This window comes from Pseudoalteromonas luteoviolacea (assembly GCF_021654285.1).
Classification (GTDB): domain Bacteria; phylum Pseudomonadota; class Gammaproteobacteria; order Enterobacterales; family Alteromonadaceae; genus Pseudoalteromonas; species Pseudoalteromonas luteoviolacea_J.
The window spans coordinates 1-25,689 of the sequence record NZ_JAKFZS010000050.1; the positions used below are offsets into that span (position 1 = coordinate 1).

At 42.3% G+C, this 25,689-nt stretch carries 21 protein-coding genes; 5 read left to right on the forward strand and 16 right to left on the reverse strand.

The features are described from left to right. Window positions 1-80: 80 nt before the first annotated feature. On the forward strand, window positions 81-710 hold the full coding sequence (locus tag L1077_RS25860; RefSeq protein WP_237139655.1) for a hypothetical protein: 630 nt from the start codon (window positions 81-83) through the stop codon (window positions 708-710). A gap of 150 nt (window positions 711-860) precedes the next feature. On the opposite strand, the gene L1077_RS25865 is transcribed toward L1077_RS25860, so the two are convergent. From L1077_RS25865 to L1077_RS25875, 3 genes are all read right to left on the reverse strand, one after another. Continuing rightward, entirely contained in the window at window positions 861-2,102 is a 1,242-nt protein-coding gene (locus L1077_RS25865) for a tyrosine-type recombinase/integrase (RefSeq protein ID WP_237139656.1), read from the reverse strand. Between the two features lie 531 nt (window positions 2,103-2,633). Further along, window positions 2,634-2,993 carry a hypothetical protein gene (locus tag L1077_RS25870; RefSeq protein ID WP_063362212.1) on the reverse strand — a complete coding sequence of 120 codons (360 nt, stop codon included), beginning with the start codon at window positions 2,991-2,993 and terminating at the stop codon, window positions 2,634-2,636. 9 nt (window positions 2,994-3,002) lie between these two features. Then, a complete protein-coding gene (locus tag L1077_RS25875) occupies window positions 3,003-5,006 on the reverse strand; it encodes a methyl-accepting chemotaxis protein (RefSeq protein ID WP_237139657.1) in 2,004 nt (667 codons plus the stop codon). Window positions 5,007-5,220: 214 nt separating this feature from the next. Here L1077_RS25875 and L1077_RS25880 point away from each other — a divergent pair, with 214 nt between their 5' ends. After that, on the forward strand, window positions 5,221-6,813 hold the full coding sequence (locus L1077_RS25880) for an ABC-F family ATPase (RefSeq protein WP_237139658.1): 1,593 nt from the start codon (window positions 5,221-5,223) through the stop codon (window positions 6,811-6,813). Between the two features lie 37 nt (window positions 6,814-6,850). Here the strand turns inward: L1077_RS25880 and L1077_RS25885 are convergent, their stop codons facing one another. Together L1077_RS25885 and L1077_RS25890 are read right to left on the reverse strand one after the other, a co-directional pair. Beyond that, window positions 6,851-8,047 carry a serine hydrolase domain-containing protein gene (locus tag L1077_RS25885; protein WP_237139659.1) on the reverse strand — a complete coding sequence of 399 codons (1,197 nt, stop codon included), beginning with the start codon at window positions 8,045-8,047 and terminating at the stop codon, window positions 6,851-6,853. 131 nt (window positions 8,048-8,178) lie between these two features. Next, the gene (locus L1077_RS25890; protein WP_237139660.1) at window positions 8,179-10,047 is read right to left on the reverse strand and encodes a DUF885 domain-containing protein; all 1,869 of its coding nucleotides are present in this window, start codon (window positions 10,045-10,047) and stop codon (window positions 8,179-8,181) included. A 515-nt stretch (window positions 10,048-10,562) separates the two neighbouring features. Here L1077_RS25890 and L1077_RS25895 point away from each other — a divergent pair. Beyond that, window positions 10,563-12,128 (forward strand): polysaccharide deacetylase family protein, encoded by a 1,566-nt coding sequence (locus L1077_RS25895; protein ID WP_237139661.1) that lies wholly within the window; start codon window positions 10,563-10,565, stop codon window positions 12,126-12,128. Window positions 12,129-12,207: 79 nt separating this feature from the next. On the opposite strand, the gene mltG is transcribed toward L1077_RS25895, so the two are convergent. The 9 genes from mltG to yceD all read right to left on the reverse strand — a co-directional run bounded on the left by mltG (window position 12,208) and on the right by yceD (window position 19,372). After that, entirely contained in the window at window positions 12,208-13,188 is a 981-nt protein-coding gene (mltG, locus tag L1077_RS25900) for an endolytic transglycosylase MltG (protein ID WP_237139662.1), read from the reverse strand. Further along, on the reverse strand, window positions 13,185-13,949 hold the full coding sequence (gene pabC / locus L1077_RS25905) for an aminodeoxychorismate lyase (RefSeq protein WP_237139663.1): 765 nt from the start codon (window positions 13,947-13,949) through the stop codon (window positions 13,185-13,187). Before pabC ends, mltG begins: the two co-directional genes overlap by 4 nt. Window positions 13,950-14,007: 58 nt before the next feature. After that, the gene (fabF, locus tag L1077_RS25910) at window positions 14,008-15,246 is read right to left on the reverse strand and encodes a beta-ketoacyl-ACP synthase II (RefSeq protein ID WP_063362220.1); all 1,239 of its coding nucleotides are present in this window, start codon (window positions 15,244-15,246) and stop codon (window positions 14,008-14,010) included. 81 nt (window positions 15,247-15,327) lie between these two features. Continuing rightward, window positions 15,328-15,564 carry an acyl carrier protein gene (acpP, locus tag L1077_RS25915; RefSeq protein WP_010374019.1) on the reverse strand — a complete coding sequence of 79 codons (237 nt, stop codon included), beginning with the start codon at window positions 15,562-15,564 and terminating at the stop codon, window positions 15,328-15,330. 208 nt (window positions 15,565-15,772) lie between these two features. Then, the gene (gene fabG, locus L1077_RS25920) at window positions 15,773-16,519 is read right to left on the reverse strand and encodes a 3-oxoacyl-ACP reductase FabG (protein WP_063362221.1); all 747 of its coding nucleotides are present in this window, start codon (window positions 16,517-16,519) and stop codon (window positions 15,773-15,775) included. Between the two features lie 13 nt (window positions 16,520-16,532). Then, the gene (fabD, locus tag L1077_RS25925) at window positions 16,533-17,459 is read right to left on the reverse strand and encodes an ACP S-malonyltransferase (RefSeq protein WP_237139664.1); all 927 of its coding nucleotides are present in this window, start codon (window positions 17,457-17,459) and stop codon (window positions 16,533-16,535) included. Window positions 17,460-17,614: 155 nt separating this feature from the next. Then, a complete protein-coding gene (gene plsX / locus L1077_RS25930) occupies window positions 17,615-18,655 on the reverse strand; it encodes a phosphate acyltransferase PlsX (RefSeq protein ID WP_237139665.1) in 1,041 nt (346 codons plus the stop codon). An 11-nt stretch (window positions 18,656-18,666) separates the two neighbouring features. Continuing rightward, the gene (gene rpmF / locus L1077_RS25935; RefSeq protein WP_063362224.1) at window positions 18,667-18,837 is read right to left on the reverse strand and encodes a 50S ribosomal protein L32; all 171 of its coding nucleotides are present in this window, start codon (window positions 18,835-18,837) and stop codon (window positions 18,667-18,669) included. A 10-nt stretch (window positions 18,838-18,847) separates the two neighbouring features. After that, the gene (gene yceD, locus L1077_RS25940) at window positions 18,848-19,372 is read right to left on the reverse strand and encodes a 23S rRNA accumulation protein YceD (RefSeq protein ID WP_237139666.1); all 525 of its coding nucleotides are present in this window, start codon (window positions 19,370-19,372) and stop codon (window positions 18,848-18,850) included. A 121-nt stretch (window positions 19,373-19,493) separates the two neighbouring features. On the opposite strand from yceD, the gene L1077_RS25945 reads away from it, so the two are divergent. Beyond that, on the forward strand, window positions 19,494-20,090 hold the full coding sequence (locus L1077_RS25945; protein ID WP_237139667.1) for a Maf family protein: 597 nt from the start codon (window positions 19,494-19,496) through the stop codon (window positions 20,088-20,090). Here L1077_RS25945 and L1077_RS25950 read toward each other — a convergent pair. Together L1077_RS25950 and rluC are read right to left on the reverse strand one after the other, a co-directional pair. Beyond that, complete coding sequence (locus L1077_RS25950) at window positions 20,070-20,711, reverse strand: HAD family hydrolase (protein ID WP_237139668.1); 642 nt, start codon at window positions 20,709-20,711, stop codon at window positions 20,070-20,072. The two genes, L1077_RS25945 and L1077_RS25950, sit on opposite strands and share 21 nt — an antisense overlap. Continuing rightward, complete coding sequence (rluC, locus tag L1077_RS25955; RefSeq protein WP_237139669.1) at window positions 20,701-21,663, reverse strand: 23S rRNA pseudouridine(955/2504/2580) synthase RluC; 963 nt, start codon at window positions 21,661-21,663, stop codon at window positions 20,701-20,703. Before rluC ends, L1077_RS25950 begins: the two co-directional genes overlap by 11 nt. 546 nt (window positions 21,664-22,209) lie before the next feature. Between rluC and rne the strand changes: the two genes are divergently transcribed. Further along, window positions 22,210-25,479 carry a ribonuclease E gene (gene rne / locus L1077_RS25960; protein ID WP_237139670.1) on the forward strand — a complete coding sequence of 1,090 codons (3,270 nt, stop codon included), beginning with the start codon at window positions 22,210-22,212 and terminating at the stop codon, window positions 25,477-25,479. Window positions 25,480-25,689 lie beyond the last annotated feature (210 nt).

Here is a 25,689-nt window from a genome sequence, read left to right on the forward strand (position 1 = left end):
TTTAACAGCTTGACAGATCAATATTCAAAAGATGATTATTGGGCGTGACTTTTCGAAAAATAAGATGAATTGAATAAACCATGGCAGGCTTAGAAGTTGATTACACAGGATGTAAATTTCATGCACTTACAGTGCTTCACTTAGCTGGCACAGTAAAGCATGGTCGAAATAATGTAAAAGTTTGGCTGTGTGAATGTGTTTGCGGAAAAACACTGGACGTTGATCAGGCTTCATTATTGAAAGGTCAAAAACCTGCTTGCAAAACCTGTCGACGCGGCCCTTGTGTTATCTGCGGCGCGCCTATTGATAACGACGACTGGGGTGTAAAACGTAATACGTGCTCAGATGTCTGTCAAAAAGAACAACGCCGACAAAACGGCAGGCGCAGCTACTACAAATTGATAGAACTTGATCCTGACCACAACAAAAAACGACACAAGGCCAGACAAGCAGCAGATCCGCTTTATGAAAAAAAGCGCTATCAACTTAGATTGAAGCGGCTCAATGCGCTGCCGGAAAAACAACGACAAGCAGTAATTCAAAAGCAAAATGAATATACGAACTTGTGGCGCTCAAATTATGTGAAGCGCCTAAAAGCGGAGGACTATCCCGCGTACTTGAAGTACCGCTCAGCAATGAATGCTTATTTTAGGCAATGGTACAAAGCGCATAAGCTGGCACTAAAGGAAGCCAATACAGATTGCCAGTAAAACAATCTTTAGCTCACGCTAAAACGCGCTATGTTGGAATATTGATTGTTACTCAAACAAGGTTAAACACACCCTATCCACTTTTTCTGTGGATAGGTCAATTTTGCCCTGTACGCCAAGTGTTGCACATGCCGACTTTCGAAAGGCTATTTAAAGTTTCAGGATAGTTTTTAAGTAGCAATGCCATTTCGCCATAGCCTCGCGCTTTTCTCGCATGTAGTCATAACGGTCATAGTGTAACGATGACACGTCTGATTGATTATGTTGCTGCAAGTAATCTCTATTTTCTTTGCTGATACCTGCTTTACCCATCAAAGTTTTACAAGTTCTGCGAATATCGCGCGGCGCAAAACGTGGAATGTTATGTTTATCGCACCACCGCAATGTGGCCATGCGCAACGTTGATATGTGAGCGAAATCGTCATTACGGTCACGATGTGGGAATAGCTGATTTTTAGAGCCACGCTGTAACAACAGCTCTTTTACGATTGTTTCTGTTAGCGGCTCAATGGGCACTAAATGATCACCGCGCGATTTTATCTTTACTCTATCAACTGGGATGGTAAAAACCATTTCGTCAAAATCGTACTCAGATTCAATCGACTTATACACCTCTTCTACACGCTGCCCCGCTAAACAGATAGCGAGTTGTAAGTACTTTTGCGTCATATATGGTAAATCATTAGCAAACCACACGCGTCTGATTTCGTCCTCAGTCAGCCAACGCTGGCCTTTATTTTTTGTGACTTCAACATTAATATCCCGAATGAAGTTTGATTTAATGTCGTAGATGTTGTGCTTTTTGAATCGCTCAGGTGAGTTATCAAAATCAATCGCAAACTTCAAAATGCTCATCAATGTGCTTCTTGTTAAGCGCGCTTGTTCATGAGCACCACGATTATAAACACGGTAAATCAGCTCTCTTGCATCATCAACTGTAAACTGACAGGCTAAAAGCTGAGGATCAATAAACTTAGTTATGTTACGCGCAATTAATAGTTTCGTACGTCTGATTGTTGATTCAGCCCATTTGTTTTCAATATAAACGTCAAAGTCGATAAGTAGCTGCTGAAATGTTCTGAGTGATGACTTTTGTTCGTGCTCTGTTTTTTCAATTTCAATTACGGCTTTAGGGTCTTTCTTATTGCGTAATTGCGCTGCAATTTTACTATGCTCTTCGCGAGCCTCTTTTAAAGACATGGAAGGGTAAGAGCCGATAGTCAGCGTTTTTGGCGCTTTATTAAAATAGTACAAAACTCGCCACGATTTAGCGCCAGATTTGAGCACGCGTAATTGCAAGCGCCCTTCTCCGCGCGTCACTATATTTTCTGTGACGACATAATGCTTGTCTTTCGCTTTGAGTGACTTGATTGATTTGTCCGTAAACATCATAGCTGATACTCCGTAACCATAACACGCACATGTGTCGCGGTTAATGTCAGGGTTAGTTATCGATTAACACTGACATTATTGTACAGATATGACACTAATCATAGTAATTTGTAGGCGAAAATGAGGTTTTTTGACAGGTTTGGATGGTTAAATAGCTATGTGCGAGAAATACCTAATAGCTCACACATTTTCTGGCCTTATCTAACACTATTTATGAGCTAACTTCTAACAACATGTTTGGCTGTAACACCTATTCTAGCCGCTAAATCAACTAATTAGTTGCTCTTAAATAAAAAATCAAACTGAGGTGATTATGGCTAATTTTTTACTTTGAGACAATCCGAAGCAACGCTTAATTAGCAATACCTTGGTCAAAGAAGAGCTGACCCCATACGCAGGATTAAAAAGCACGTTAGTGGAGAAATTCCACCAGCTATCAACAGTGAAAACAACACCTATTTCATAAAGAAAAAGTTCAGGCATGTAGCTTAGCTATATGCCTAAAAGAAAAGGTTCAAGCGATAAAGTATATTACCCACCGCACTTGTTGAATTCTTCAGACGCTTTTTCATATACCGTACAAAAGTCTTCACTGCCATTACTCGCTTTAATTTGCTGCCCGTCAAATAATGCGGCTATCACTTTAGACTCAGTAATAGTTAAGCGCTTATTGCGGCACGATTTTAAAGCCATTTCTCCACACTCTGCTGCTGTGGCGGCTTCTTTAAATTTAGAGCAGCGCTGCTTGCCCTTACATTTTTTATAACTGATTTTTTCTTTACCTGGACATGCGGTTCTGAGGTACTTAATTTCACATGTTCCGGCCTTTACCTCTACTGGCATGGCACTTAAAACCAGTGATACCGCCCCAATTGCTAAAAGTAATTTCATTTTCATCTCCTAAGTTTTAAATTGGCTCATCATCAGCCTAAGCGTTTCGGCCATTTCTGCCAGTTGCTGACTTGCCTGTTTGTTTTCTTGTGCGTGATTTGAACTGAGATTGGTGATGTCATGCATATGCTGCACATTTTCAAATTGACTCACCGCAGCTAGACTCTGTTGCTCAGAAGCCGCGGCTATCTGCTGGCTCATATCTTTGATAGTTTCAACACTGGTTACTATCGAACCTAGCGTGCCTTGTACAGCTTCGATACCGCTCACACATGTATGCGTTTCACGCTGTGAGTTAGACATGGTATCCACAGCTCCCTTGGCGCCATCTTGCAAACCCGCAATAGCTTTCTCAATTTCTTCGGTAGCATCTTGTGAGCGGCTCGCCAATGTTCTTACTTCATCTGCTACAACAGCAAAACCACGCCCCTGCTCTCCGGCCCTAGCTGCTTCTATGGCCGCATTTAATGCTAATAAGTTAGTTTGCTCTGCAATGCTCCTGATCACTGCAAGGACAGTATTGATATTTTCAAGCTCATTACTGAGTTGATTAATAGCATTAGCTGAAGTCTCAATGGATGACTCTAGCCCTTTAATATTTTGCACATTCGTTACGAGCAGGCTTTCCCCTGATGCTGCCTCAGAGCTCGCTTGCTGCACTTGCTCCAAAGTGCGATGTATGCTGTCGGTAACGGAGCTCACTGTCTCCTTCATCTCAGAGATAGAGTTGCTCATTGCGCTCATTTGCTCACTCTGTTGCGTTGCACTACTACAACTTTGCTCCGCTATGATGTTGGTCTGCTCGGCAGTCGATGCAAGCAACTGGGTGTTGCTGGTGACATCTCTTAGGGTTGACGCAAGCGTGGTGATCAACTTTTGTATATTTGTAGCAAGTTGGCCAAACTCGTCTTGTTTAAAGCCAGTCAGTTGCACCGTTAAATCGCCTTGTGCAGCTTGGTTAATTGAATCAATAATTGAATGTAAAGGCTTGCGCACACTGTTAATAACAAAATATGCAATCATCACAGACAATACTATCGTGACCACCGTCAGTGCCGTGGTGACTTGTTGGCTTTCTGCAATCGCATCTTCAGCCGCTTGTTGCGCCTCTTCCGTTGACCCAACAATACGCATATTGAGCTCCTTGAGCTGTGTTTGCAGTTTGTTCGCCGTAATAGAGGCTTCTTCGATTAGCGTTTTTAGACGTTTTTTCTCATTTAATGTCTCTATCCTTGATTTGAGCGCGTTATCTGAGCCCACAACCGCTTCTTTAAACTGTGTAAAGTTGCTCTCCATATCAGCCAGCGACTGGCTATTGGCCACATCAGGTGATTGCTTCAATGCTACTAACTGACCTTCCATTTCCGCTATCGACTCTTTGGCGACACTGGTCACATTCATGATTTCAAACGTGATACTCGAGGCCAACCCCGCATTTACTTCATCAACAAGCGACTCAACATTTTCTATAAGCGCATTTACCGTATCTGATATGCTTTGGTCATCAGATATACCATCCAGATCGTAAGCTAGGCTAAGTGTTTCATCACCCATATCTGCAAACTCGCTGGCCAATTCTGATGTTTTCTCTTTTAACTTAATTCCACTGATTGCATTACCAAATGCTTGATCTGCCCGTTGAAAAAAGAGTGCGTTTAGCTTTCTTGAATTATCAAATGGTGTGCTTAATGTAAGTTCTGATTTGGTCAGCTCAGATAGCTGACTCAGCGCACTTTCATTTATTTTTCTTTGCGTATCGTACTCAGTACGAATTGCGTTTACTGCACCAAGCGACATTGCTTGATCGAGTTGTGTAAGAGACAATCTGGATAACAAAACAGACTGCAACATATTATTGCCAGAGATCAGCGTAGGTACGCTTTGTTTGGAAACCTTCTGAACAGATCCACCGATAGTTATGTTCCCTGTCAGCGCTACTATGTAAATAATGCAAGCTAAAACTACAACTGCCGTAAACCCACTCATTACACGAGCCGAAACGGTTAATTGCATATTGTAATGATCATTTTATGTCTACGTAATTAAACTTATAGTCAACAATCTGCATATTGGCGAGTTTGACACTAAAATTGAATGAATCTGAACAATGCCATAGTTTTCACCGCATCGAATTGTCGAAATCACACATTTATATGGTTCAGCACTTGCAGTTGTAGCCTTCAGCGGGTAACGTGGCGCCGATTTAAACTTTTTAAGGTATGAGATTTTGATTTCTACAGCGAATATCACACAACAATTTGGCTCTAAGCCGCTTTTTGAAAATATCTCCGTCAAATTTGGCGAAGGTAATCGCTACGGCCTGATCGGTGCAAATGGCTGTGGTAAATCAACCTTCATGAAAATTCTTAGCGGCGAGTTAGAGCCTACTGGTGGTAATGTAAGTTACGATCCACAAGAGCGAGTAGCCAAGCTTAATCAGGACCAATTTGCCTATGAAGAATACACAGTGATCGACACTGTTATCATGGGTTATAAAGAGCTGTGGGAAGTAAAACAAGAGCGTGACAGAATTTACTCTCTCCCTGAAATGAGTGAAGAAGAAGGCATGATTGTTGCCGATCTTGAAGTTAAATTCGCGGAAATGGACGGCTATATGGCAGAGTCTAAAGCTGGCGAACTTCTCCTAGCTGTGGGTATCCCAACTGAACAGCACTTTGGTTTGATGAGCGAAGTCGCCCCTGGTTGGAAGCTTCGAGTGCTTCTTGCACAAGTCCTATTTGCTGACCCGCATATCATGCTACTAGACGAACCAACCAACAACTTGGATATCGACACCATCCGCTGGCTTGAGCATACCTTAAACGAGCGCAACTGCACGATGATCATCATCTCGCACGACAGACACTTCTTAAACAGTGTGTGTACACATATGGCTGACCTAGACTACGGCGAACTGCGTCTTTACCCAGGTAATTACGACGAATACATGACCGCTGCTTCACAAGTAAGAGAGCGCTTACTGGCAGATAACGCGAAGAAAAAAGCACAAATTGCTGAATTACAAACTTTCGTGGCACGATTCTCTGCAAATGCCTCAAAAGCAAAACAAGCAACATCTCGTGCTAAGCAAATTGATAAAATTCAGCTAGAGCAAGTTAAGGCATCGAGCCGTCAAAACCCATTTATTCGTTTTGAACAATCTAAAGAACTATTTAGAAACGCACTTGAAATTGAAAACCTTTCTCAAGGCTTTGAAGAAGATTTATTCAGTGGCTTTAGTGGCATTTTTGAAGTAGGTGAAAGAATCGCCATCATTGGTGAAAACGGCGTTGGTAAAACAACTTTGCTAAATACATTAGCAGGTCAATTACAGCCTCGCGATGGTGCATTTAAGTGGTCTGAAAACAGTAATATTGGTTACTACGCCCAAGATCATGCTGAAGATTTCGAAAAAGACATGGATCTGATGGAGTGGATGGGCCAATGGCGACAAGAAGGTGATGATGAGCAAGTATTACGTAGCTTCTTAGGTCGTATGCTGTTCTCTCAAGATAGTATCAAGAAATCGGTTAAAGTCCTGTCAGGTGGTGAGCAAGGCCGAATGCTACTTGGTAAGCTTATGATGCATAAACCAAATATTTTATTAATGGATGAGCCGACTAACCACATGGATATGGAGTCGATTGAATCATTGAATACCGCACTTGAGCAGTACAAAGGTACGCTGTTCTTCGTTTCTCATGACCGTGTATTCGTTGACTCTTTAGCAACACGTATCCTTGAAATCAAAGACAACAAGGTCACAGACTTTAAAGGCACTTATACTGAGTTCTTAAAGTTCAGAGGTATCGAGGATTAATCTCTTTTGCGCGGCGATTTAGCCGCGCATCTACTTGCTAGGGCAGATTACCGATATTATCCAAAATCGCTGCCTCAATGTCATAAAAAGCATCTTGGCATGGCGCACTTAAACCGCAATTTAGAAAATACACAATACTGGTCTTGAGCTCAGGAATATATAAGTTGTTAGAGATATAGCCATGATTTGCGCCACTATGGTGAAACACTGTGTAACCATGTATCTGCTGTTTAAACAACCCTAATACATACTCCAATTCCTCAGACTCCCTAACCAGACTCTGCTGGCCAATCAATTCATTGCGCTCATTTTGTGACAACCACGCATCATCATGGAAGATATGAGACATTAATTTTGATAAATCAGCCACTGTGGAGGCCACTGGTGTTGATGCTGCGGTTACGTGTCGCAGAATAGGCCAAGTATCCACGTAGTTACCATCTTGTAGTTCATAGCCTGGCGTAACGCCCGCTAAATCTGCCTCAACCCCCACTGAAAAGGTTTGGGTGAGCTCTAACCTATCGATAATTTTATCGCGCATTGCATATGCGTTCGGTTGTCCCAATACCTTATCTAAAATCATACCAGCAAGCACATAGTTACTATTTGAGTATTCAACCCCTTCCCCCGGCTTAAAATAGGCAGGCTTTCCCAGTGCAAACTCAAGTAAATCCTCATTTGAAATGCTATTTTCATAGTTTGACAGCACAAACTCAACATATGCATCTGCACTATCACGATCCGAGTAATTATAAATTCCACTACTATGATTCAGTAGCTGCCTTAAAGTAATTTGCTCTGAGAATAAGATCTGTTGGGTGAGCCTCTCTGGCAACCAAGTGTCGATGGTCGCATCTAAATCAAGTAAACCTTGCTGATCTAGCTTAACAGCCAGTAATGCGGTAAATACTTTGCCCGTGCTCGCCAAATGATAAATGGCCCCCGCTTCAAGTGGTGCTTGAGTTGCCAAGTCAGCGATCCCGCTACTGCCTGTAAAAACATCTTCAGGGGTTGAGACATGTAAAATAATGCCGTGCACATTATCTGATACCAAACCGTCTATGAGTGTTTGGTAGTTTATTGCTTTTAGGCTCGATCTAGTATGTTCTGGCGTGCTTAGAGTGTTTTTTGCAGCAGCCAGATCAGTATTTGAATTGTGGCTGCCACCACATGCAGTGAGCATGAATGTGGCAATCAAGGGGTAAATATGCGTTGTTATGAGTTTTGTCATCATTTGAGTCTCCATGATGTTTTCTTTCTTAGTGTATGGACCTCATGACTTTAATTACGTATCACCTCATTTTTAAATGTACCAATATGTACCCACAAAAAAAGGGCCCAAGGCCCTTTTCTCAATAATGCGTTTTACATCGCTTTCCTTTTTTCTACCCACTTGGCGATATCTTGCTCTACCAAGGCCAACGGGCGTGCGCCTTTGAGTAAAATTTCATCGTGAAAAGCAGTCATATCAAATTTACTACCAAGCGCCTGTTGTGCATCTTTTCTCAACGCCTCAAACTTTAACATCCCAAGTTTGTACCCTAATGCTTGACCCGGCCATGCAATGTAGCGATCGATAGCAGGTACCACATCACTCATTGCTGTTCCAGTTGCCTCTGCAAAGTATTCAATCGCTTGCTGACGAGACCACTTTTTATAGTGTAGACCGGTATCGACTACAAGCCTTGCTGCACGGTATGCTTCCGCTTGCAATCTTCCTAAATCACCAAACGGGTCTCCTTCATACATGCCCATTTCATAAGCCAGTAATTCAGAATACAGCGCCCATCCTTCAATATAGCCATTAAATGACGCATTTTGTCTCATCAAACCGATGTCTGTTTGCAGCATGTTTAAAGCAATTTGGAAATGATGACCCGGCACCGCCTCATGATATGTTAACGTCTTTAAGCCAAAACTAGGTACAGCCTTCATATCTTTAAGGTTAATAGCAAAAACCCCCGGACGACTACCATCTAAAGACGGACCATAATAATAGCCGCCCGGCGCGCCGGCCTCAACTTCAACAGGGATACGTTTTACTTCGACTTTTTGCGGCGGTAAAGTCGAAAAATACTGAGGGGCTTTTTCATTAATGGTCTCAATTTCGCCTTCCAAGAAATCAAGCAAGGCTTGCCTACCCTCATCACTGTCTTCAAACAAAAACCTTGGCTCTTCATTAAGTTGCTTCATTCGCTCGCTAACAGAACCTTTGGTATAACCGTTGGTCTTGAGGATCGCGTCCATTCTTTGTGTAATACGATCCACTTCTGCAAGGCCAATATCATGGATCTGCTGAGCAGTCATATCTGAATCGGCCAAATAAGTGATTGCATGCTGATAAAATGCCTCACCATTAGGCTGTGACCAAATACCAACTTGTTCTGAAGCTTGTTTTTCAAGCGATTTCATCGTCGTCGTGACGCGTTCAAAAGCAGGGTAAACTTGCTGCTCAAGCACTTGTGTGGCAGATAAAATCAAGTCTTGCATTTGCGTATCTGAGACAGTTGGTGCATTGGCAAGTTTTTGGGCAAATGACGTGACTAATACATGTTCAGCAGCTTTCGGCTGAGTATATTTGGTTAAGTAAGATAGTGTATTCGGAAACAATGGTTTAGGTAGGATCACACCGCGCTTTGCATCGCTCAACACTTTTTCATTGACTTGGTTTACCATAGTAGCAAAGGCAGACAAGCGCGCTACATACGCTTCAGCATCAGATGCATTATTCACTTCATGCTGGTTTTGTAATACGCCTGGTATGTCCATCAAAGGACCTGAAATCTGGTTCACAATGTAAGGCAAATGCCCACCCCAAGTGTCAATGTACCCTGCTGCAAAAACACTGTCTCCAGCGTAATAACGGGCTATGACCTCATTAACCTGCACATGTAAGCGATCTTTGTTATTCAGTGATGCTGATTGAAGTTGCTTGAGCTGCTGTGCCGCATGGGTCATGTCAATCTGCATGGCTTGCATGCCTGCTACAGAATAATCCGGGAGTCGGTTTTCATACGTACCATACTGATCACTATCTAACTTTAAGGAGGTCGCCATCGCTGGCTGATGATTTATAAATGCTTTAGTATATTGATCGACAACTGCATCAACATCGGCCCTGTTTACAACTTCTTGGGTGATCACTGCATTATTGTTTTGATAAGATGTTGTTTCTTTTGCACATCCCGAAATTGCTAAAAGCACACCTGCTGCTAGCATACTGACCTTTTTCATTTTTATTCCCCAAGGTGTGTTGTCATTTTATTTTTAAAATACTCAGCAACGGATCATCACAGTATTTTAAATCCTCATGTAATCTACATAAGTTCAATTTGTATGTCACTTATAGCTGTAATTGTTTAGTCAAAAAAGCCCGTGTTCCGTAAATAGTAATACGCTTTCATAGTCAGATCGAATACGAAATACACACAACTAATTTAACCCTAAGTTTACCCTAAATGCACCCAAATATAACCCTGTGTTCACACCTCATTTTTCAGTACATTTCAGTGTTTTTGAATATTTAAAAATAATGAATAATCACGTTGTAATGAAAAGCTTATCCAGCACAAAAATCAAACTCACATCATATTTTAAATCAATGTTTTTTATACTTTTATCCAATTGAATTACTTAATTGAGGCAGGTCAAATCCATATCAACTGGCCTACTTGCAGCCCCTATTTTTGACTCTTTTTTATGTACAATGAAGGCATCCCAATATGCAAAACTTTAAGTAAGGAACTACCATGAAGTTTAAAATGTCAGCGCTGTCACTCAGTGTTTTAATCAGCTTTTGTGCTGTTGCACAAACTAGCACACATGAGCTTGAAAACGTTTCATTACAGTCTCAGTCAAATCAATATGATTATTCAGACAATCAGCCGTGGAGTCAGATGCCTCCTGCTAATTTAAGACCTGTACAAGTGCCGTTATTTATTTCGATTGGTTTTGATGACAATGGCTCTAAAGAAGGCATGGATTGGATAAGTAATTATACCCGCCACCTTCAAAATGATATCGGCGCAAACAATCCAGCTACATTTGACGGCGCACCGGTCAGATTTACGTTTTTCCATACTCCGTCATACATTGTGAAAGAAGCTGGAGATGAAGTGGGCATTAAACATGCGTGGCGTGATGCTTATGTAGATGGCCATGAAGTAGGTAACCATACTTTTAGTCACCGAGACGGAGGCCCTGACACAGGTAATTTCAGTGAGCAAGAGTGGACCAACGAACTCAGTATTACACAAACTTGGCTGAGTAAACCTTACGATCCAAGTGAAGTGACCAATGGTGCAAACAATGCTGCAGGCCCTGGCGTACCAGCCAGTGAAATTATCGGTTTTAGAACACCTTACTTGAACCATAATAACGCCTTGTTCTCTGCCTTAGTAAAAGGGAATTTTGTGTACGATACCAGTATTGAAGAAGGCTGGGATAGCCAATTCAATGGCACCAATAACGCATGGCCATACACATTAAACAATGGCACACCAACCAAGCGTGTTGGCAAGCCTGATGTAGGTAATTACCCAGGGCTTTGGCAGCTGCCATCTAATGTATTTGAAAAGCCTGAAGGCGGCAAAATGGTCGGCTTCGACACCAATATGTGGGTGAGCACAAATATGAGCAAAAATGCCGTACTTGAGATGCTTAAACATAATTTACATCTAAGGCTTGAAGGAAACCGCTCACCATTGCTATACGGCGCACATGCCCATATCTATGCACCAGCTTACGATCAAGGTGACCGTGCAACAACCTATTTAGAGCGTCAGCAAGCGATCGAAGAATTTATCCAATATGCACTAAGCATTAAAGTAAATGGTCAGCCCGTTGTCCGCATTGTCCCATTTAAAGACATCATAGAGTGGATGCGTAACCCAACGCCATTAACTGACGGTAAAGTTGTCACAGTCAGAAGCATTGGTGCGAGCCCGACTTATATCCAAGGCAATATCTATCAAAGAGGCGATCAGGTATACCACGAGGGCAAATATTACGAGGCGAAATGGTATGCCGATTCTATGCCTGGCTCACAGAGTCCAGATTACGACCCATGGAAACTAATTACTAGGGATCAAGCAACTAAAGTAAGCCACTTAGGCTCTGTAACACCGGTAGGCGACATTTATGGAGACACTTTAATTGCGCCAGATAAAGCACAAACCTTCTTCTTTAATGCAGCGCCAGGTGCACAGGTTAAAAGTGTGACACTCAACGGCGTCAATTTAGGCGCAGTTGACCAGTATACATTTAGCAACTTAACAGCAAACCAAACATTAACGGTTGAGTTTAGCAAGCAGTAACCCCTCAAATATAGTAGGCTGCACTATCATGCAGCCTATCTCAATCAGCATCTTTTATATGTACATATATCAATGAGTGCTATTGATTTAGTATATATTTTCGCACCGCTCGGTTATGTTCCTTCAAAGATTGAGAAAAGTGATGTGCGCCATTGCCTTTAGATACAAAATAAAAATAATTCGTTTGCGCGGGCTGCACAGCAGCTAACAGTGCATCGTGTGATGGCATAGCGATAGGGGTAGGAGGAAACCGTTCAATTCGATACGTATTATACGGTGTATACTCTTTAAGATGTGAACGGGTAATATCTCCTTTAAAACGCTCTCCTAATCCGTAAATAACTGTTGGATCAGTTTGCAGTCGCATTCCTTTATTTAAGCGGTTGTGAAACACAGAAGAAATAATATCTCGCTCAGCCTCTTCACCCGACTCTTTTTCAATTATCGACGCTAATATGAGCGCTTCATACTTGTTTTTCAGAGGTAAATTGTCACTGCGCTTGGCCCAGGTATCTGCAAGCACTCGCTTCATTTTTTGATGTGAGCGAGCAATCAGTGCTGAGGCCCGGGTACCGCCTTCATAGTGATATGTATCAGGGTACAACCACCCTTCTGGGTGATGATTATCATACTGTTTAAAGTTTGAGCCATCCCCTTCTACAATATCAAATACTAAAAAAGCACTTTTTTTAAGGTTTTTCAGTACTGTGTTGTAGGTATCACCTTCAATAATCGTAAAAGTAAAATCCGCTTTATCGCCGTTGTGTAGCCTTTCAATCGCAGATAATACCGATAACCCCTGCAAGTTATACACACCCGCCTTCAAGGTAAACTTGTTTGGATATAACTTGCTATACAGTTTATAGGGTAAACAGCTCTTGAGCACTTGCTGAGACTGCCATTTTGTACATAAGCTTGTGAATGTTTCGCCTTGTGAGATCTCTACATAATCATCAGACATATTAAGCATTTCACTGCGGATCGGCTCAAGAAAACGGTAGCCACTATAAACGGCGATGACAAAAATCAACGTAGCGGCCCACAACAACACTCGGATCATAAAGAAGTTTCTATTTTCGTTTTTAATTCAAGTGCAGTTTGCAGGTTAAAGTTTTTTTTGTCTATCGATTTTACTGGTACTAATCCCATTAAACTATTGCACATGAAAACCGCATCTGCATCCATTAAGTCTTTCATCAAAAGCGTTTTAACGGCAATGTCATGATGATCTGACAACAGACTAAGGTAGACCCCTCTAATGCCGCACAATGCTAAGTTAGGTGTAATAAGTTGCCCGTTTTTTACTATGATAATATTACTTGCAGAGCATTCAATCACATTATCCTGTAAATCCAGCACTAGCACATCATCGCCAGATAGTCCCAAGGCATCTTCTTTGATCAAAACTTGCTCTATACGATTGAGCGTCTTTAATCCAGCCAGTAAAGGTTGATGGCCTAATTTTACATTACTGACTGACAATGAAACACCTTGCGCCTGCCAATGAGCATAGTGATTAGGAAACTCACTTTTAGAGACAATCACCGTCAAGTCAACTTGTTCGGGTAAAGCATACCCTCTTCCACCTTCGCCGCGTGTGATCAGAAGCTTAAGTACCCCTAAACGACAACCTTTAATCGCATTTTGACAGGCATCTAACAAGGCTTGCTCATCAAGCTCAGGGAAACGGAGCACTTGCTGACATTGCTTTAACCTTTGGAGGTGATAAGGCCATAGTTGAAGTGCCTCATTTTCAACTTTAATGGTGGTAAAAAAACCATCACCATAGTTTAAACCCCGATCCCGATGACTGATTTCCATATATTTCTCCAATAAAAAAAGCCTGGCATTGCCAGGCTTTTTCTAATTTTAAACAGACTTAAATCTTTTTAAATAATAGTGAGCCGTTAGTGCCACCAAAACCAAATGAATTACAAAGCGTATATTCTAACTTCGCATCACGTGCTGTATGAGGTACATAATCCAAATCACAGCCTTCATCTGGGTTATCAAGGTTAATCGTAGGTGATACCTTTTGATCAACCAGTGACAAGATACTGATGATTGACTCTACAGACCCAGCAGCGCCAAGCAAGTGACCCATCATTGATTTAGATGAGCTTACCATTACGTCTTTCGCTGCATTACCAAAAATAGACTTAACTGCAGATGTTTCTGCGATGTCACCAGCTGGTGTTGACGTACCATGTGCGTTGATATAGCCAATCTGGTCCGCATTCACACCAGCGTCATTCAGTGCATTTTCCATCGCAAGAGCTGCACCTGAACCATCTTCTGGCGGCGATGTCATGTGGTAAGCGTCACCACTCATCCCAAAGCCAACTAGCTCTGCATAGATTTTCGCACCGCGAGCTTTAGCGTGCTCATACTCTTCAAGCACAATCACACCTGCACCGTCAGCTAAAACAAAGCCATCTCTGTCTTTATCCCAAGGACGAGATGCAGCTTGAGGGTCATCATTACGAGTAGACAATGCACGTGCCGCGCTAAAGCCACCCATACCGATTGGTGTAGATGCCTTTTCAGCACCACCTGCTACCATCGCATCTGCGTCGCCATAGGCAATCATACGCGCTGCATGACCAATGTTGTGAAGACCTGTTGTACACGCAGTTACAATTGAAATATTCGGACCTCTTAAACCATGCATGATAGACAAATGTCCTGAGATCATGTTGATAATGGTAGATGGTACGTAGAAAGGTGATAACTTGCGTGGACCACTGGCGATCAACTTATGGTGATTCTCTTCAATCAGAGTTAATCCACCAATCCCTGAACCGACTGCAACACCAACACGGGCGGCATTCTGCTCAGTGATTTCTAAACCTGAATCCTTTAATGCTTGGACACCAGCTGCAATGCCATATTGAATAAACAAGTCCATTTTTTTTGTGTCTTTTTTGGACATGTATTCTGTCGCATCAAAATCATTGACTAAGCCAGCAAACTTAGTTCCAAAACTTGATGTATCAAAATGCGTGATGTTTGAAATGCCACTACGACCTTCTAATAGGCCTTGCCAGGTTGACTGAACATCATTACCTAGCGGCGTCAACATACCTAAGCCAGTTACTACGACTCGACGTTTAGCCACGGTTTCCTCCAAAAAGGGATTTGAAATTTTGCGGGGGTAGAATGAATGAGGGCAGCGAGTGCTGCCCTTCAGATCCGTTAATTACTCAGCGTGAGCAGTAACGTAGTCGATCGCTGCCTGAACAGTAGTGATTTTCTCAGCTTCTTCATCAGGGATCTCAGTGTCGAACTCTTCTTCTAGAGCCATTACTAGCTCAACAGTGTCAAGAGAGTCTGCACCTAGGTCGTCAACGAAAGAAGCTTCAGATTTTACTTCTTCCTCTTTAACACCTAGTTGCTCAACGATGATTTTTTTTACGCGTTCTTGGATGTCGCTCATTCTTCTTTCCTTTATTAAAACGCTTTTGCGTTAATTTCAGATTGCGGCGTAGTTTACGGCGCATCATGTATTGATTCAAGGATTGACTAAGACTTTTTTGTCTGGTCAAACCTGTTACTCATTTTTTTTACTCTTTATCGCCTATTTTCAGGGCAAATTCAAGCTTGTTTGCGGCAAGATCACAAAAATTTAAATTATTTTGTAATCTTTACACCATATACATCGCACCGTTTACGTGCAGTGTTTCACCAGAAATATAAGCTGCAGCATCTGAAGCTAGGTATGCAACTGCTGCTGCAATCTCCTCAGGCTGACCCAGACGACCTGCAGGTACATTTGCAAGTGTTGCTGCCTTTTGATCTTCAGTTAACTCATCTGTCATATCAGTTTTGATAAAACCAGGTGCAATCACGTTTACAGTGATACCACGTGATGCTACCTCACGTGCTAGTGACTTAGAAAAACCAATCACACCCGCTTTAGCTGCAGCATAGTTAGCTTGGCCAGCGTTACCCATAGTGCCAACAACTGAGCCGATATTAATAATACGACCTGATTTTTTCTTCATCATTGGACGCAATACAGCTTTAGATAAACGATAAATTGCACTTAGGTTAGTGTCAATAATATCAGTCCACTCATCTTCCTTCATGCGCATAAGTAAGTTATCACGCGTAATACCCGCGTTGTTAACTAGTACATCTATATCACCGAAATCAGCTTTAATTTGCTTTAAAACCGCATCAATAGATTCAACGTCAGTGACATTTAATTTATAGCCTTTACCGTTTTCGCCTAGGTACTCACTGATCTTTTCAGCACCAGAGTCACTTGTTGCTGTTCCAAGTACTGTTGCACCCTGTGCTACAAGCGTTTGCGCTACTGATTTACCAATACCACGGCTTGCGCCGGTTACTAATACAATTTTATCTTTCAAATCAAAAATATTTGACATTGTTCTTCTCTAATTATTCTGCACTTTCAACTGATGCTAAATCGTTAGCAGCAGCACATTTAACTGATTTATCGATTCTCTTTGCCAGACCTGTCAGCACTTTACCAGGACCAAACTCATAGGCTTGAGTAATTTCCTGCGCTGCCAGTTGTTGCACAGTTTCGGTCCAACGTACTGGACTAAATAGCTGTCTAATCAAAGCATCTTTTATCTCTGCTGCATTTTGTGCCACTGCAACATCGACGTTGTTGATTACCTGATATTTAGGCTCAGCAAAAGCCAAGCTTTCTAAATCTGCCGCCAAACGCTCAGCCGCAGGCTTCATTAACTCACAATGAGACGGCACGCTAACAGAAAGAGGTAACGCGCGTTTTGCTCCAGCTTCTTTACATGCTTCACTTGCACGCTCAACCGCTTCTTTATGTCCAGCAATAACAACTTGGCCCGGTGAGTTATAGTTTACAGGTGAAACGACTTGGCCTTGCGCAGACTCTTCGCACACTTTAGCAATAACATCATCATCTAAACCGATAATAGCTGCCATCGAGCCCGTACCTGCAGGCACAGCTTCTTGCATGTATAAGCCACGCTTTTCAACTAGCTTGACTGCTTCTGCTAGTTCAATAACACCTGCACATACCAACGCAGAATATTCACCTAAACTATGGCCTGCTAATACTAGCTCAACATCAAGATTTTTGGTTTGCCAATGACGGAAAATCGCAACGCTTGCTGTTAATAGCGCTGGCTGAGTTTTATGTGTTTTATTTAACTCTTCTTCAGGACCATTCAATACCAAATCTTGAAGATCATATCCAAGCGCTTCTGATGCCTCTGTAAAAGTGTTTTTTGCAACCTCAGAAGATTCTAGCAACTCTGATAGCATGCCAACGCTCTGTGAGCCTTGACCTGGGAAAAGTAAAGCAATTTTTTGTGACATAAGATGCTCTTTTACTCGTCTTAAATTCGTCCGCCGTCAATGAGTGAAATAGAATAAACTGATTACACTTACTGAAGACGTTTGACTAAAAATGATTATATAAAAACAACTTTATTTAAATGGACGCGAAATGTGCTAAAAAAGTGTCGTACTTGCTAGCTTATAGACGTTTCTTCCACATCAGACATTTTTTCAAAAGCTGTTTGTATCTTTTCGGGAATGCGTCGATTAACCTCTCTAACAGCTTCATCGATCGCTGCTAAAAATGCCTTATTCGAAGCATTTCCATGACTTTTTACGACAATACCACGCAATCCTACCAGACTTGCACCGTTATACTGGTCGGGGTTCACCTTTTTATAGAGTTTTTTTATCACTGGGCGTAATAAAAACGCAAGCACCTTATAGAAAAAGTGCTTTTTCAAGGCTTTCGTGAATTTTAGCATGATTAACTTAGCAATTCCCTCGCAAGTTTTTAAAGCAATGTTACCAACAAACCCTTCACAGACAATTACATCTGACTTACCAGAGAAAATATCGCTTCCTTCACAATACCCTTGATAATTAATGTAGCTACACTCGCCCATTAATTTGGCGGCTTGCTTAATACCTTCATGGCCTTTGATATCTTCCGCACCGATATTTAGCAAACTCACTTTTGGGTTTTCTTTATTTAGCGATTCACCAGCAACAATGGAGCCCATAATGGCAAATTGAAATAGTGTTTCAGGGTCGCAAAGTACATTAGCCCCTAAATCGAGTAAGTATACCGGTTGTTTTTTTTCGGTCGGCATGGATGTGATTAATGCAGGTCGCTTGATACCAGGCAGCATTTTTAAGACATAATGCGCCATAGACAATAACGCGCCAGTATTGCCAGAGCTAACGCATGCTTGTGCTTGTCCCGATTTAACAAGATCAAGTGAAATACGCATTGAGGAATTGCGCTTATTTCTCAGCGCATGTGCGGGTTCGCAATTATTAGTAACGACTTCGTCACAATGCTTAATTATCAGCCGAGGATGATTTAATTTTTTTTCTTGGCTGAGAGCTTGACGTAAAACAGCTTCATTACCACAAAGTAATAAAGTGAGATTTGGGTATTTTTCAACTGCTAGAATTGCAGCAGGAATAGATGAACGGGGGCCGTAATCGCCCCCCATCATATCTAACGCAATGGTTAGATTGGTCAGCATAAAGCAATCTCTTAGTTAGAAATTACTTTAACGCCTTTGTAGTAACCATCTGCAGTTACGTGGTGACGACGATGAGTCTCACCTGAAACTTGGTCTACAGTTAAAGCTGGTCCGCTGATTGCATCGTGTGAACGACGCATGCCACGACGTGAACGAGTCACTTTGCTTTTTTGTACCGCCATTAGCCTTCTCCTAAGAATCTTTCTTAAGTTGTTTTAAAATTTCAAATGGATTTGGTTTACTATCTTCTGCTTCGATTTCGCCAAAGCTCACAGGCTTGTTTGAAAACGAACATGAAGCTTCGTCATGCATAGGAACTATAGGAATCGCCAAAATCAATTCATCTTCAATTAATTGTCGAAGATTAATTTCGCCTTCTTCATCTAATTCCACCACATCGTAGCTTTCAGGAAGATCATCCGACTCTGCACCTAATCCGACTGGCGAATACGCAAAGTCTTGAGCCAAATCCAACCCTAATTCATCATTACAACGTTGACACACCAAAGTTACTTGTGTTCGAGCTGAGCCTCGGATCACAACCAAACCTTGCTGATCAATATCGCAATGAATAGTTACCGCTATTTCACCTACCTGATCCTGCACAACTTGCTGCAGTCGAGAAAGTTCTTCAAGCGACACAATGCCGTCATAAGTAGCTCGACGTTGTGCTGCCCTGCCGGGATCAAGAGTGATGGGAATTTTCACCTTTTGCATAGGGGCTGCATCATATAGATTGTTAGTGGTTTAGTCAAAGTAAAAATAAACTTTCCTATTGTTTTTCGCTGACTAAGGCTTATCCTTGAGTCAATTACTCAATTCAGACACAAATAGCCTGATGAAAACACCTATTATATTAGCCTCAAGCTCACCTTTTAGGCAGCAAATTTTAAAAAAAATTGCTTTACCATTCGCTTCTTTCTCACCAGACATAGACGAGTCCTCTCTAGAGGGAGAATCACCGCAATCGTTAGTGCACCGTTTAAGTGAAAATAAAGCACAAAAAGCATCAAAACACTTTTCTGACGGTTTATCTATAGGCTCTGATCAAGTCGCTGTATTCAACAATAAAGTACTAGGGAAACCGCATACAAAAGAAAATGCGATAAAACAACTTTCTCTATTTAGTGGGCAATGTGTTACTTTTTATACAGGACTAAGCGTTTTCTGTATTGAAGAGCAAAGATCAATCACTAAAGTTGTCCCATTTAAGGTCTATTTTAGGGAGTTAACCGAAACACAAATCTCAAATTATTTAGATCTTGAACAGCCATACAATTGCGCTGGCAGTTTTAAAAGTGAAGGTCTGGGAATTTGCTTGTTTGAAAAACTGGAAGGAGAAGACCCAAATACATTAATAGGTCTTCCATTAATTGAACTGACAAAAATATTGGCTGAATTTGGTGTAGACGTATTAAGCCAAGCAAGTCAGTAATTGTTTAAATTCATCGATAATGTGAACTGGACTATATTGTGCCAGTTCATTTCGATTTGCCACACCAAACGTCACTCCTATTGCAGCGACCCCAGCGTTTCTTGCCATGTCCATGTCTATCGTTGTATCACCTATCATTACAGCCTGCTCTGGTGCAATATCTAGTTCACTCAAAATTTGCTGGACCATATCTGGGCTTGGTTTAGACTCAGCTTCGTCAGCCGTGCGCGTTACATCGAAATAACCACCTAGCCCTGACTCTAATAGTAGCCTGTCTAAGCCTGGTCGACTCTTACCCGTTGCAACCGCTAACTTGATATTGTGATTAGAAAGAAACTGCAGTACATCTTCAACCCCTTTAAACAACTCGGTGGGTGTTTGGTCTACATCACGATAAATAGTTTTGTATGCTTCTGCTAACTCGGCGCTGCGATGAGTCTGCGCAGGAAACAATGTTTCCAGCGCAGTCTGTAAAGATAGACCAATAATACTTTGAGTTTTTTCTTGAGTTTCTCTGGGAAACCCAAATGTATCAGCTACTTTATTAATTGTATTTACAATTTTTGGCACTGTGTCCATCACAGTACCGTCCCAATCAAAAATGACCAGTTTATAATCCATTATCTTCTCTTAATGTTTTGATACATGAGGTAAGCGCATCATCAAGCGGCGCTTCAACGTGCAACGTAGTCTCAGTTTTAGGATGTAAAAAACGAAGTTCTCTTGCATGCAGGAATAAACGACCTAACCCTTTACTGCGCATTTGCGCATCAAAAGCTTGGTCACCATATTTGTCATCACACGCAATTGGATGTCCTTTACACTGAGTGTGAACACGGATCTGATGCGTGCGTCCAGTTACAGGAGATGCTTGTACTAATGTCGCGCCATTAAATCTTTCGAGGACACGAAAACGAGTATGTGACGCCTTACCTTCATCTTGATCTACACGAACCACGCGCTCGCCCGATTTAAGCGTGTTTTTTCTCAAAGGTTCAGTGACGTTTTTATGTTTTGAAGACCATTCTCCAGCAACCAGTGCCCAATAGTTCTTCTCCATGGTTTTTTCTCTTAACTGTTCGTGCAATCCTTTTAACACTGCTCGACGTTTAGAAATTAATAAACAACCCGAAGTATCTCTATCTAGACGATGTACCAGTTCCAGTGACTTCTCTTGAGGCCTTAACGCACGAATGGCTTCTATTAACCCATAGCTTAAACCACTCCCACCATGCACTGCCATACCTGAAGGCTTATTTATAACTATCAAGTATTTATCTTCATATATTATGCAGTCTTCAAGCCCAGCTACACGATCTAAGTTTTTTGGTACAAACTCGGTTTTTTCCGCTGTTTTAATAGGCGGGATCCGAACTACATCATCAATTTGTAGTTTGTATACTGGCTTTACACGCTTTTTATTTACGCGTACTTCGCCTTTTCTCAAAATTTTATAGACAGCACTTTTTGGTACACCTTTTAAGTGCGTAACTAAAAAGTTATCAATACGCTGACCTAACTGATCTTCGGTGATAGTTACAAAGGTAACTTGTAAACCATTCTTTTCTGACATTGCCTAATCACTGATTTGAGTAATAATTTAGTTGCTATCACACAGTTATTAGTGGGATAATCGACTCGCAAATTTTGCGAGCACTGCTTTTTATCGCAAATAAACTGTCGTGATGCACATCTTGGGTGGAGGATCATACAGATCAGAGCTAAGATTTCCAAAGCTTTTATCTCCGACCTAAGACAATTATTACGTGTAATTGGCATAAGGTGAAGCGTGTAACAGTTCATCTTTTAATCGCCAGACGCGACGTACAAGTAATGTAAAAGCAAAACTATCGTGTCTTGTGTAAATTTGTGGGTATGTTTAACCCGAGCGAGTTCTGTAGGCAAAATGAACGCTATTTTTTAACCCGCCTTTGAGATAAATCAGGCTGTAAGTGTTAAAACAGACTAAGTTCCCTTCTCCCCAGTCGTGAGACTGCATTAGTAACAGGAACATTTAAACTGCCTGCAATGGTACACAAGAATAGTATGAGTAAAAATTTACCCTTCGATGTAATGTAACTATCGGACGGTAAATATAGTAAATAGAGTATATAAAAATATGAAACGCATGCTAATCAATGCAACGCAGCAAGAAGAAATGCGCGTTGCACTGGTTGATGGCCAGCGTCTATACGATTTAGATATAGAGAGCCCTGGTCACGAACAAAAGAAAGCCAATATTTATAAAGGCAAAATAACCCGAATTGAACCCTCTCTTGAAGCTGCTTTTGTCGATTATGGCGCAGAGCGTCACGGCTTCCTTCCCCTTAAAGAAATCGCTAAAACATACTTCCCTGATGGCTACACATTTAATGGACGTCCAAATATCAAAGACGTTATTAAAGAAGGTCAAGAAGTTATTGTTCAAGTAGATAAAGAAGAACGTGGACAAAAAGGCGCTGCACTGACAACTTTCATTAGCGTTGCAGGTAGCTACCTTGTTTTAATGCCTAACAACCCTCGCGCAGGTGGCATTTCACGTCGTATTGAAGGTGACGAGCGCATCGAGCTTAAAGAAGCGTTAAGCCGCCTTAAACTACCTAAGGGCATGGGACTTATCGTTCGCACAGCGGGCGTTGGCAAGTCATTTGAAGAGCTTGAATATGATTTGAAAGCACTACTTGTGCACTGGCAAGCTATTCAAGAAGCCGCCGATAGCCGAAAAGCACCTTTTTTGATCCATCAAGAAAGTAACGTTATTTTTAGAGCTATTCGTGATTATCTGCGCCGCGATATCGGTGAAATTCTCATCGATAAGCAAAAAGTGTTTGATGAAGCCAGAGCACACATCGAGCGCTTTAGACCTGACTTCATTAACCGCGTGAAACTATACAAAAACGATGTACCTCTATTCACGCATTACCAAATTGAAAGTCAAATTGAGTCTGCATTCCAACGTGAAGTACGTTTGCCTTCTGGTGGTTCGATTGTCATAGACCCAACTGAAGCTTTGACTTCAATTGATATCAACTCGTCTAAGGCGACAAAAGGCGGTGATATTGAAGAAACAGCGCTGAATACAAATTTAGAAGCGGCTGATGAAATTGCAAGACAGTTGAGACTACGAGATCTCGGTGGTCTGATTGTGATTGATTTCATCGACATGACTCCTCCTCGTCATCAGCGTGAAGTTGAAAACCGCTTAAAAGAAGCAGTAAGAGCAGACAGAGCACGCGTTCAAATTGGTAAGATATCAAGGTTTGGTCTTCTTGAGATGTCTCGCCAACGCTTGCGTCCATCTCTTGGCGAAGCGAGTCAACACTCATGCCCACGCTGTAATGGACAAGGCACAATTCGCTCGAACGAATCTATCGCGCTGTCGATCTTACGTTTGATTGAAGAAGAGGCAATTAAAGAAAATACAGCTCAGGTAAACGCACAAGTACCTGTCAAAGTTGGCTCTTTCTTATTGAATGAAAAGCGCCGTGCGGTACAACGCATCGAGAAAAGACATAATTGTCACGTTGTCATTATCCCAAACCAGCACTTAGAAACACCTCACTACGAAGTTGTGCGCTTGAGAAAAGACGACGTGCCTGAGCTAGCAAGCTATGAGCAGGTTGCTGAGCCAGAAGCAGATATTGTTGAAGTGCAGATGACTCAGGCTACACCAAAAGAAGAGCCTGTACTCAAAGGCGTTGTTATGCCAACAGCACCTGCACCCGCTTCACAACCGAGCGCACCAAAAGCGACTGCACCTAAAAAAGAGCAACCAGTAGCTGAACAAAAAGCGGGGTTACTAACACGAGTGAGTAACTGGCTTAAAGGACTGTTTTCCTCTGAAGAAGAGCAACCTAAAGAAGATGAGAAAAAGCAGCAACCTAAGCGTCGTGGTAAGCCGGACAACCGCCGCCGTAACCAGCGTAGAAAAGGTCGCGGCCGAGGTGATGCACAAAAAGATTCAAACACAACGAACGATAATTTTGGCAAGGGTGAGGATAAAGAACGCTCGGACAATCAAGAGCGCTCTGAGAATCGTAATAAACGCCGCCGCCAGAACAATCGTAAACGTTCAGATTCCGATAAAGCGAAAAATGCGACTAACGAGAATCAGCAACAAGAAACTCAGCAAGAACAGAAAGAAAAGCCTGTTAAGCAACGCCGTCAACGTCGTAATTTGCGCAAAAAAGTGCGTGTCGAAAATAAAGTCGATGCAACTCAAGAGCAAGTGCAGGCAGTTGAGACGCCAGCTCCAGCAGAGCCAGTGAAACGTGACATAGTTGAAAAGCCTGTAAACGAACCTGTCGTAGTTGAGGACGTTAAAGCGGCTGCAGAGTCGAATGTAAACTCAGAGCCTGCCAAAGCGCAAAACTCTGAAGTGGTAACGCCTGTGACTGAAGACACAGAAGTAACTACTTTCAATGCTGAACAGGCAGAACAAAATGAAGAAGCCGATGCAGACAAGCGAGAAGCTAAGACGCGTTCAAGACGTTCACCTCGCCACCTAAGAGCGGCAGGTCAAAGACGTAAACGTGGAGAATCAGCGAATCGTCAATCTGAACCGGCATTTGTTCCTGTTGCGGATCAAGCTGCAGCCGAGTTTGAAGCACAGATGCGCTCAAACCAGTCTCAATCAACTGAGCAAGCACCTGTTGCTGAGCAAGCACCTGTTGCTGAGCAAGCACCTGTTGCTGAGCAAGCACCTGTTGCTGAGCAAGCACCTGTTGCTGAACAAGCACCTGTTGCTGAACAAGCACCTGTTGCTGAACAAGCACCTGTTGCTGAACAAGCACCTGTTGCTGAACAAGCACCTGTTGCTGAGCAAGCACCTGTTGCTGAACAAGCACCTGTTGCTGAACAAGCACCTGTTGCTGAACAAGCACCTGTTGCTGAACAAGCACCTGTTGCTGAGCCTGCACCTGTTGCTGAGCCTGCACCTGTTGCTGAGCCTGCACCTGTTGCCGAACCTGCACCTGTCGCCGAGCCTGCACCTGTCGCCGAGCCTGCACCTGTCGCCGAGCCTGCACCTGTTGCCGAGCCTGCACCTGTTGCCGAGCCTGCACCTGTTGCCGAGCCTGCACCTGTTGTCGAGCCTGCACCTGTTGTCGAGCCTGCACCTGTTGTCGAGCCTGCACCTGTTGTCGAGCCTGCACCTGTTGTCGAGCCTGCACCTGTTGCTGTAGTTCAGAACCGTGTTCGTTATAGCAATACATCTGCTTCACCAATGACTAAGGCAAGCTCTTCTGAAACTTTATCAGATGTGGCAGTACCTCAGGCAATGCCAGATGAACTAAGAGCGGTAATTAAATCAAGTGGCCTTGGAGTTGGCTCTAAATCACCAACAGCACGCGCAAGTGCCCAAATGGCTTCACCACAAGCTGTTGAATAACGACTTGAAAATCTTTAAAAAGTTAAAAAACCAGTCATTATGACTGGTTTTTTTTTACTCTAAAGTCCCTGCCTTAGCAAAATTAACTCAACTAACCCTGTACCTATCTAATATTAGCTTTAATTTATAGATTCTATCGGAGCATTCTCTTCAGGTCAGGTCAGGTCAGGTCAGGTCAGGTCAGGTCAGGTCAGGTCAGGTCAGGTCAGG

Excerpts from the sequence above, each read along its gene's own strand:
- L1077_RS25860 (WP_237139655.1), top strand. The coding sequence starts at position 81 with ATGGCAGGCTTAGAAGTTGATTACACAGGATGTAAATTTCATGCACTT.
- L1077_RS25865 (WP_237139656.1), bottom strand. The coding sequence starts at position 2,102 with ATGATGTTTACGGACAAATCAATCAAGTCACTCAAAGCGAAAGACAAG.
- L1077_RS25870 (WP_063362212.1), bottom strand. The coding sequence starts at position 2,993 with ATGAAATTACTTTTAGCAATTGGGGCGGTATCACTGGTTTTAAGTGCC.
- L1077_RS25875 (WP_237139657.1), bottom strand. The coding sequence starts at position 5,006 with ATGCAATTAACCGTTTCGGCTCGTGTAATGAGTGGGTTTACGGCAGTT.
- L1077_RS25885 (WP_237139659.1), bottom strand. The coding sequence starts at position 8,047 with ATGATGACAAAACTCATAACAACGCATATTTACCCCTTGATTGCCACA.
- L1077_RS25890 (WP_237139660.1), bottom strand. The coding sequence starts at position 10,047 with ATGAAAAAGGTCAGTATGCTAGCAGCAGGTGTGCTTTTAGCAATTTCG.
- L1077_RS25895 (WP_237139661.1), top strand. The coding sequence starts at position 10,563 with ATGAAGTTTAAAATGTCAGCGCTGTCACTCAGTGTTTTAATCAGCTTT.
- mltG (WP_237139662.1), bottom strand. The coding sequence starts at position 13,188 with ATGATCCGAGTGTTGTTGTGGGCCGCTACGTTGATTTTTGTCATCGCC.
- pabC (WP_237139663.1), bottom strand. The coding sequence starts at position 13,949 with ATGGAAATCAGTCATCGGGATCGGGGTTTAAACTATGGTGATGGTTTT.
- acpP (WP_010374019.1), bottom strand. The coding sequence starts at position 15,564 with ATGAGCGACATCCAAGAACGCGTAAAAAAAATCATCGTTGAGCAACTA.
- fabG (WP_063362221.1), bottom strand. The coding sequence starts at position 16,519 with ATGTCAAATATTTTTGATTTGAAAGATAAAATTGTATTAGTAACCGGC.
- fabD (WP_237139664.1), bottom strand. The coding sequence starts at position 17,459 with ATGTCACAAAAAATTGCTTTACTTTTCCCAGGTCAAGGCTCACAGAGC.
- plsX (WP_237139665.1), bottom strand. The coding sequence starts at position 18,655 with ATGCTGACCAATCTAACCATTGCGTTAGATATGATGGGGGGCGATTAC.
- rpmF (WP_063362224.1), bottom strand. The coding sequence starts at position 18,837 with ATGGCGGTACAAAAAAGCAAAGTGACTCGTTCACGTCGTGGCATGCGT.
- yceD (WP_237139666.1), bottom strand. The coding sequence starts at position 19,372 with ATGCAAAAGGTGAAAATTCCCATCACTCTTGATCCCGGCAGGGCAGCA.
- L1077_RS25945 (WP_237139667.1), top strand. The coding sequence starts at position 19,494 with ATGAAAACACCTATTATATTAGCCTCAAGCTCACCTTTTAGGCAGCAA.
- L1077_RS25950 (WP_237139668.1), bottom strand. The coding sequence starts at position 20,711 with ATGGATTATAAACTGGTCATTTTTGATTGGGACGGTACTGTGATGGAC.
- rluC (WP_237139669.1), bottom strand. The coding sequence starts at position 21,663 with ATGTCAGAAAAGAATGGTTTACAAGTTACCTTTGTAACTATCACCGAA.
- rne (WP_237139670.1), top strand. The coding sequence starts at position 22,210 with ATGAAACGCATGCTAATCAATGCAACGCAGCAAGAAGAAATGCGCGTT.